Annotated in this window: 3 protein-coding genes and 1 pseudogene; 3 read left to right on the top strand and 1 reads right to left on the bottom strand. The window is 43.6% G+C overall.

From position 1 onward, the window contains the following. A partial coding sequence (locus V7L01_RS18125; RefSeq protein ID WP_335036995.1) for an ATP-binding sensor histidine kinase occupies positions 1-4,441 on the top strand: 4,441 nt, incomplete at its 5' end. Between the two features lie 74 nt (positions 4,442-4,515). Continuing rightward, positions 4,516-5,436, top strand: a pseudogene (locus V7L01_RS18120) (serine/threonine protein kinase); the annotation flags it as partial. Between the two features lie 211 nt (positions 5,437-5,647). Here the strand turns inward: V7L01_RS18120 and ctpA are convergent. Further along, positions 5,648-6,892 carry a carboxyl-terminal processing protease CtpA gene (ctpA, locus tag V7L01_RS18115; protein ID WP_335036993.1) on the bottom strand — a complete coding sequence of 415 codons (1,245 nt, stop codon included), beginning with the start codon at positions 6,890-6,892 and terminating at the stop codon, positions 5,648-5,650. Positions 6,893-7,350: 458 nt separating this feature from the next. Here ctpA and petB point away from each other — a divergent pair, with 458 nt between their 5' ends. After that, positions 7,351-7,998, top strand: coding sequence for a cytochrome b6 (gene petB, locus V7L01_RS18110; RefSeq protein ID WP_094332660.1), 648 nt, complete (start codon positions 7,351-7,353; stop codon positions 7,996-7,998). Positions 7,999-8,045 lie beyond the last annotated feature (47 nt).

The raw sequence follows: 8,045 nt of genomic DNA, 5'->3' as shown, positions 1-8,045 counted from the left end.
ACAACTTCAAAAGTTGCCTGACATCACGCAAAATATTGTGAAACTGGCAGCCTGTATCGGCAATCAATTCGATTTGGCGACGTTGGCGATCGTTTCTGAACAATCCCAAATCGAAGCGGCTGCAAGTTTATGGAAAGCCTTACAGGAAGGTTTGATTTTACCCCAAAGTGAAATTTATAAGTTTTATGTTGGGGAAGAACATCAACCAGTTACCCCACAAAATTTTGAGATTGTTGCATATAGATTTTTGCATGACCGGGTGCAACAAGCGGCATACTCTCTAATTCCCGGCGATGAAAAACAACCCGTTCACCTGAAGATTGGACAGTTACTCCTGAGTAACACTCCCGAAAGCAATCGGGAAGAACGCATTTTTGAAATCGTCAGTCAACTCAATGTTGCGGTTGACTCGATCGCCCAATCAGCAGAACGTCAAGAATTGGCGCAATTTAACCTGATGGCAAGTCGCAAGGCAAAAGCGGCAACTGCCTATACTGCTGCCTGCAAATATGCCCAGATAGGTATTGGGTTACTTGCCCAAAACAGTTGGCAGCATCAGTATGAGTTAACCCTAGCACTCCATCAAGTTGCCACAGAAGCTGCCTATCGGAGTGGTAATTTAGAGCAGATGGCAGTCTTTGCAAGCCTTGTCCTAAACCACGCCAAAACCCCATTAGATCGAATCAGCGTTTATGAGGTGAAGATTGAGGCATTCATCGCTCAGAGTGAATTTACCGAGGCGATCGCAGCAGCACTTGCAATTTTAAAGCAATTGGGAGTAGAACTGCCCGCAGCGCCCACCCAGGATGACGTGGCAACTGCCTTTAGTATCGTTTCAGATGCGATTGGAGAGCGGTTACCTGCCGAGTTACTCAACCTCAGCCAAGCAAGGGATGCGAACATCCTGGCGGCGGCTCGAATTTTGACATCGGTAGCACCCGGCGCTTATGCGTCTGTGCCACCGCTGTATTTACTGGTGATTTTAAAAAAGGTTTATCTGTCTGTCGTGTATGGCAATGAGTCAACCTCCACTTTTAGCTATGCCTCTTATGGGATATTGATGTGTGGTGCGATCGGAAACGTCGAATTAGGTTATGAATTCGGTCAGTTAGCCCTCGACCTACTTTCACGTTATCAAAATTCTGAATTAAAAGGGAAAACTTTATTACTAGTGTATTTATACACAAGACATTGGAAAATGCACCTGGGTGAGATATTAAATCCCTTGCAGATGACCTATTGTAGTTGTTTAGATGTAGGCGATTTGACTTTCGCGGGCTTCTCTGCGTATAACTACGGTTTTTACTCCTTTTTTGCCGGACAGAATTTAACGCAACTGGAGTCTGATGTTGCTGGATATTGTGAAGCACTCAAACATTTCAAGCAAAATCTAAGTCTGACTTATTCCCAGTTGATTCGACAAGTTTTGCTCAATTTAATGGGCGATGCAGATAACGTGTTGGTGTTGAACGGTACAGCCTACAATGAACAGCATCAACTTCCATTACATGAAGCAGCGGGCGATCGCACCGGATTAGCATTGCTGGGGATTAATAAACTGGTTGTTTCCTATCTGTTTTTAGACTTTGAACAAGCCGTAGAACAGGCTAGGCAGGCAAGACAGTATTTGGATGCTGTCCTTGGTTTCGTATATGTACCGATCTTTCATTTTTATGAGTCTTTAGCTCAACTAGCATGGTTTGAGCGACTTTCAACCCCAGAACAGCAGCAAGCAAAGGAATGCATCGCTGCCAACCAAGAAAAACTCAAGTATTGGGCAATTCATGCCCCGATGAATTTCTTGCACAAGTTTCATCTAGTCGAGGCGGAACGAGAGCGAGTGCAAGGCAATAAAGCCGAGGCCATAGATTTGTACGATCGCGCCATTACCGAAGCCAAAAAAAACCATTACATCCAAGAAGAAGCGCTGGCCAATGAACTGGCAGCTAAATTTTACCTCGACTGGGGTAAACAACGGATTGCTCAGGAATACATAACCCAAGCCTACTACGGCTATGCTCGTTGGGGTGCTAAAGCCAAAGTCGCCGATTTGGAACGACGCTATCCCCAACTTCTCGCCCCCATCTTAGAGCAAACCCGTACTCCCCTTTCAACTAACGAAACTATCTTTACATTAGGGAGTGTTACCTCAAGCACTTCCGCCACTTCCAGCAGTAGCGTCTCTGTTGCTTTAGATTTGGCTACCATTCTCAAAGCATCCCAAACCCTCTCTGGGGAAATCGAACTCGAAAAACTGCTCTCAGCATTACTGCATATCGTCATTGAAAATACGGGAGCCGATAAGTGTGTGTTCATGCTTTTGGAGTCAGGACGTTTACTGATTCAGGCGTTAGCACAGCTTTCCGTGAGCGTTGTCGAAAATCAGACTGCTAAAGTCGATTTTTACCCGATGTTGCTCAACCCACAGTCTGTTGAAGACTCTATTGATGTGCCAGTTAGCTTAATTAATATCGTCAAACGCAGCTTACAACCAGCGGTGATTATTGATGCCACGGGGCATCCGCAATTAATCAATGACTCGTATATTCAACAACAGCAACCCAAGAGTATTTTGTGCTGCCCGATTTTGCATCAGGGTAAGTTGCTAGGCATATTGTATCTGGAAAACAATTCGGCCACCGGAGCATTTACAAGCGATCGCGTCGAACTGCTGAACTCAGTTTGCGCTCAAGCCGCAATTTCTCTAGAAAATGCCCGACTTTATCGAAATTCGCAGAACTATGCTCAACAGCTAACACAATCTCTAGCAAAATTACAGGCTAGTGAAATTCGCTTTCAAAATCTGACAAATAATATTCCTGGGATGGTGTACCAATTCCGTCTAGCAGCCGACGGTTCAAATTCAACACCCTACGTTAGCTCTGGCTGTTTCGACTTGTATGGGTTAAAGCCAGAGTTGGTGATGACAGGAACGCATAGCCTTTTCGACATGAATCATCCTGACGATCGAGCAGCTATTAGACAAGCGATCGCCTACTCAGCCCAAACTCTGACGCCATTTGACCTAGAATGTCGCATTATCTTGCCTTCAGAAACTGTGAAATGGGTTCGATCTACTGCTCGGCCAGAGCGACAAGCCGATGGCGCAATCCTATGGGATGGGGTGGTGATTGATATTAGCGAACGCAAACAAGCCGAAGCATCTCTAGCCAAAGAACGAGAGTTCTTGAATGCGATTATTCACAATATTACAGATGGGATTGTTGTTTGCGATGCTAGTGGTAAATTGACTCTATTTAACAAAGCAACTCGTGAATTTCATGGCTTACCAGTAGAATCATTACCACCAGAACAATGGACAGGACACTTCGATCTCTATCAACCTGATGGTCAAACACCCCTATCAACAACAGAAATTCCTCTGTTTCGCGCCTTACAAGGGGAAATCGTCGAAAATGCCGAAATGGTAATTGCGCCCAAGCATGGTTCTAAAAGAATTTTATTAGCAAGCGGACAAGCGATCGTCGATTCTTCGGGTAACAAGCTCGGTGCAGTCGTTGTGATGCGAGATATTAGCGATCGCAAACTTGCTGAACTTGCCTTGCAACAAAAATCACTTGATTTGCAACAAGCATTGAACGATTTACAAAACGCCCAATTACAAATTGTTCAAAGTGAAAAAATGTCAGCACTGGGCAACTTAGTTGCTGGCGTGGCTCACGAAATGAATAATCCCCTTGGTTTTATTGCTGCCAGTCTCAAACAAGCTAAACCTACCATCACCGATATTGTTGAACACTTAAAGCTTTATCAAGAAAGTTTACCCAACAAAAATGATGAAATTATTGAACATGCCGAAGAAATTGACTTGGATTATAGTTTAGAAGATTTGCCTAAGGTAATTGATTCCATGTCAATGGCGTGCGATCGCCTGAAAAATATCAGCACCAGTTTACGGACTTTCTCCCGTGCCGACAAAGATTATAAAGTACCCTTTAATATTCAACAAGGCATTGATAGCACGATTTTAATTCTGAAACATCGTCTCAAAGGCAACGAGCAACGCCCAGCAATTGAAGTGATAACTGAGTACACCACTTTACCTCAAGTAGAGTGTTTTCCTGGACAATTAAATCAAGTATTTATGAATCTACTAGCAAATGCCATTGATGCTTTAGAGGAATCAAATATTGGACGAAGTTTTGACGAAATTAAAGCAAATCCCAACTGCATTACAATTACAACCTCAGTTGAAAATAATCTAGTTAAAATTGCCATTGCTGATAATGGTAAGGGTATAGAGGAAGAAGTAAAACAAAAAATATTTGACCATTTATTTACGACGAAAGCTGTTGGTAAAGGTACAGGATTAGGACTCGCGATCGCTCGCCAAATCGTCGAAGAAACTCACAACGGAAAATTGCATTTTAACTCAGTTCTCGGTAAGGGGACAAAATTTATCATTGAAATTCCAGTGTAATTTTTAGCTCTTGTTGTAAAACCGCTTCAGACATCTGGGAATACTAAATCTGGAAATACTAAGGATTTAGCAGTATGGTTAGCACTCTTGTCAATATTCCTAGATACAAGGTTAGCGAAGAACTTTACGATGGTTCTAGAACCATCGTTTATCGAGGATATCGAGAGACTGACTCATTACCTGTAGCGATCAAACTGCTGAAAAATCCTTATCCCAATTTCAGCGAACTCTTATCGTTTCGCAATCAGTATATCATTGCGAAAAATCTCAACTCACCGCTAATCGTCCAAACTTATAGCCTAGAACCATACCAAAATGGCTATGCGTTGGTGATGGAAGACTTTGGGGGAATCTCTCTGACAGATTATTTCACCTTTGACCAGACGCGATATATTGCTTCTCTACAAGAATTTTTAGAAATAGCGTAGGCGTAGCCCGTCGTAGACATCGCACTATGCAATACCTTAGATTTACTCTATCACGAGCGCATCATTCACAAAGACATTAAACCCAGCAATATATTAATTAATCCCGAAACCAAACAAGTTAAATTAATTGACTTTAGTATTGCATCTTTATTACCAAGAGAAACCCAAACCCTCGTCAACCCCAATGTGTTAGAAGGGACACTTGCTTATGTTTCCCCCGAACAAACGGGCAGAATGAATCGAGGGATTGACTATCGCACAGACTTCTACTCACTCGGCATAACTTTCTACGAATTACTTACAGGAGAGTTACCTTTTGCCTCCAACGACCCGATGGAGTTGGTACATTCTCATATTGCAAAAATCGCACCATTAGTACACGAAACTAATTCCGAAATTTCATCTGTACTATCAAAAATTGTCAGTAAATTGATGGCGAAGAATGCTGAAGATAGATATCAGAATGTATTGGGAGTGAAATTTGATTTAGAAAATTGTCTACATCAGCTACAAGTTTTGGGTAAGATTGAAAGTTTTAAAATTGCAAGTAGGGATGTGTGCGATCGCTCGTCAAATTATTCTAGAAAAACATGGCGGAGCGATCGAGGTGAATTCTCAACTTGGCGAAGGAACTGAATTTGTGATTCAGCTACCGTTATCGGCATAAATGATAATAATCGCACTTATTTTAGGATAAAAATAAATTGTCGATGCCCTAACTATGCCGTTATGAATGCTGAGTAATAAGTGAGATTCCCTACTCAGCACTCAACACTCTTTATGCCTTTCCTACCATCACCGAGTTTTTAAGTAAAAGTTCCACTGCTGCTTGATATTGCAGATCCGCTTCGGTGCCAATCTGTTCGCGGTTAATGGCTGCTTGAGAAATCACTTTATCCGGCTTAATACCTAGTTTGTTAATATCCCGATGTTGGGGAGTTTCATACTTAGCAATTGTGACTGCCAAGCCCGAACCATCTGATAATTCAAATAAGGATTGAATTAAGCCCTTACCAAAGGTGGTTTCGCCTACCAACTGGGCACGACCATTATCTTGGAGTGCGCCGGCAAGAATTTCACTAGCACTGGCAGTCCCTTGATTCACCAAAATAACCAGAGGATCGTTGGTCAGGGCTGGCCCAAGGGCTTCAAAACTACCCTGAATGCCTTGTCGGTTAACAGTGTAGACGATGGTGCCAGAGTCTAACCAAAGACGGGCGATTTCAATTCCTGATTGCAATAGCCCCCCAGGATTATTTCGTAAATCTAGAATATAGGCAGCAGCGCCTTTTTTTTCTAGACTAGAAATAGCGTGTGCCAATTCCGTTGAAGCGTTGGCATTAAATTGTGTAAGCCGTAGGTAGCCAATGGGTGTACCCTCAGCAGAAACACGCAAATCTGAAACCACAGGGTTAAGAGCAATGCGATCGCGTGTCAGTCTAATTTCCGTTTCTGCCTCGCCGTCCCGTTCGATTAAGAGAGTGACAAGGCTGCCACTCGGCCCGCGCATTTTAGTCGCAGCTTCATCAAGGGTGAGATTTTCTGTAGAGACGCCCTCAATTTTGACAATGCGATCGCGTGGTCTAATTCCCGCTTTATCTGCTGGCGAACCTGCTATGGGAGCAACTACTTCCAACTTCCCAGTTTCAGGATTTAGGGCAATTTGCAATCCTACTCCAGTCAGTTCCCCAGAAGTATTAACCTGCAAGCTGCGGTACTGTTCTGGATCTAAAAAGCGGGTAAAAGGATCGTCGAGGCTCTTGAGCATGTTCCCAATTGCCGTATAAGCGGCATTTGAGTCTGCGATCTGCTTCTCTAGAACCTTTTGCCTTACTGCCGCCCAGTTTTGATGATTAAACGTCTCATCTAGATAAGTGCGATTAACAATTCGCCAAACTTCCGAAACCAGCTTTTGTTCCGTCGTCAAAGCCATCGCCGGCTGGGCGAGCGTACCCAACACCAAGCAAAACGCCATTAACAATGAAAATCCAACCCGAAAGACTTGTTTGTTCATGAACCCCATTATCAATTCCACCTCAACCCAAATTGCCTAGAAATGCTCAGTTCCCCTGTTGTTGATGAAATCTCTCTCTCGATTATGTTACTTTTTTTATAGAAGTGGTGCATTTTTCTCATCAAGTTGTTCAGTCAACTGATGCATCGTATCCACTCACCAAAGGATAAAATCTACTTTGTGTCCACCATTTTCATGTAGGGGCGTAAAGAGATCGCAATATATTCCATCTTTACAGAGTGTAAAGTTTCTGAACTCTCTTAGCACGCTGAAAGCTGACAAGTAAACAAAAAACTCCCCTTTATTAAAATCCCAAAATTGCTAATTGGGAGAGAAGTCTGAGCGAAGGAGAGACAGCGTTGCCGGAGGGTTTCCTCCACAGGTGACTGCGAACCCGAAAGGGCTTCTGCCGATTCAGAACTTCGGGATTTATCAACCGCAACCGACTTTTAGGAACTTGAGATTGTATGGCCAACGTTTCCGACTGGTTTGAGGAACGCCTAGAGATTCAGGCACTCGCTGAAGACGTCACTAGTAAGTACGTCCCTCCCCACGTCAATATCTTTTACTGCTTGGGTGGAATTACCCTGGTTTGCTTTCTCATCCAGTTTGCTACTGGATTTGCCATGACGTTCTACTACAGGCCAACAGTCACTGAAGCTTTCTCCTCAGTGGAGTACATCATGAATGAAGTAAACTTCGGTTGGCTAATTCGCTCCATCCATCGCTGGTCTGCCAGCATGATGGTATTGATGATGATTTTACACACCTTCCGGGTTTATCTGACTGGTGGTTTCAAAAAGCCCCGCGAACTGACCTGGATAAGTGGTGTCATTCTAGCTGTGATTACAGTTTCCTTTGGAGTCACCGGCTATTCCCTACCTTGGGACCAAGTTGGCTACTGGGCTGTGAAAATCGTTAGCGGCGTACCAGAAGCAATTCCCGTAGTTGGCGTTCTGATTTCCGACTTGCTGCGCGGCGGTTCGAGTGTTGGTCAAGCAACACTAACTCGTTACTACAGCGCACACACCTTTGTCCTGCCTTGGTTGATTGCAGTCTTCATGCTGTTTCACTTCTTGATGATCCGCAAGCAAGGCATTTCCGGGCCTTTGTAATCTCAGCTATTAGCGAAAGGCAATGTTTGTCAGTTTTCAGATGAAGT

Origin of the sequence: Nostoc sp. (assembly GCF_036917095.1) — a bacterium.
Classification (GTDB): domain Bacteria; phylum Cyanobacteriota; class Cyanobacteriia; order Cyanobacteriales; family Nostocaceae; genus Nostoc.
Note: the sequence above shows the minus strand (reverse complement) of the source record. Positions and strands in the feature narration are given on the sequence as shown.

What these genes read in the sequence shown, in the direction of transcription:
- ctpA (WP_335036993.1), bottom strand. Translation starts at nt 6,892, where the DNA reads ATGGGGTTCATGAACAAACAAGTCTTTCGGGTTGGATTTTCATTGTTA.
- petB (WP_094332660.1), top strand. Translation starts at nt 7,351, where the DNA reads ATGGCCAACGTTTCCGACTGGTTTGAGGAACGCCTAGAGATTCAGGCA.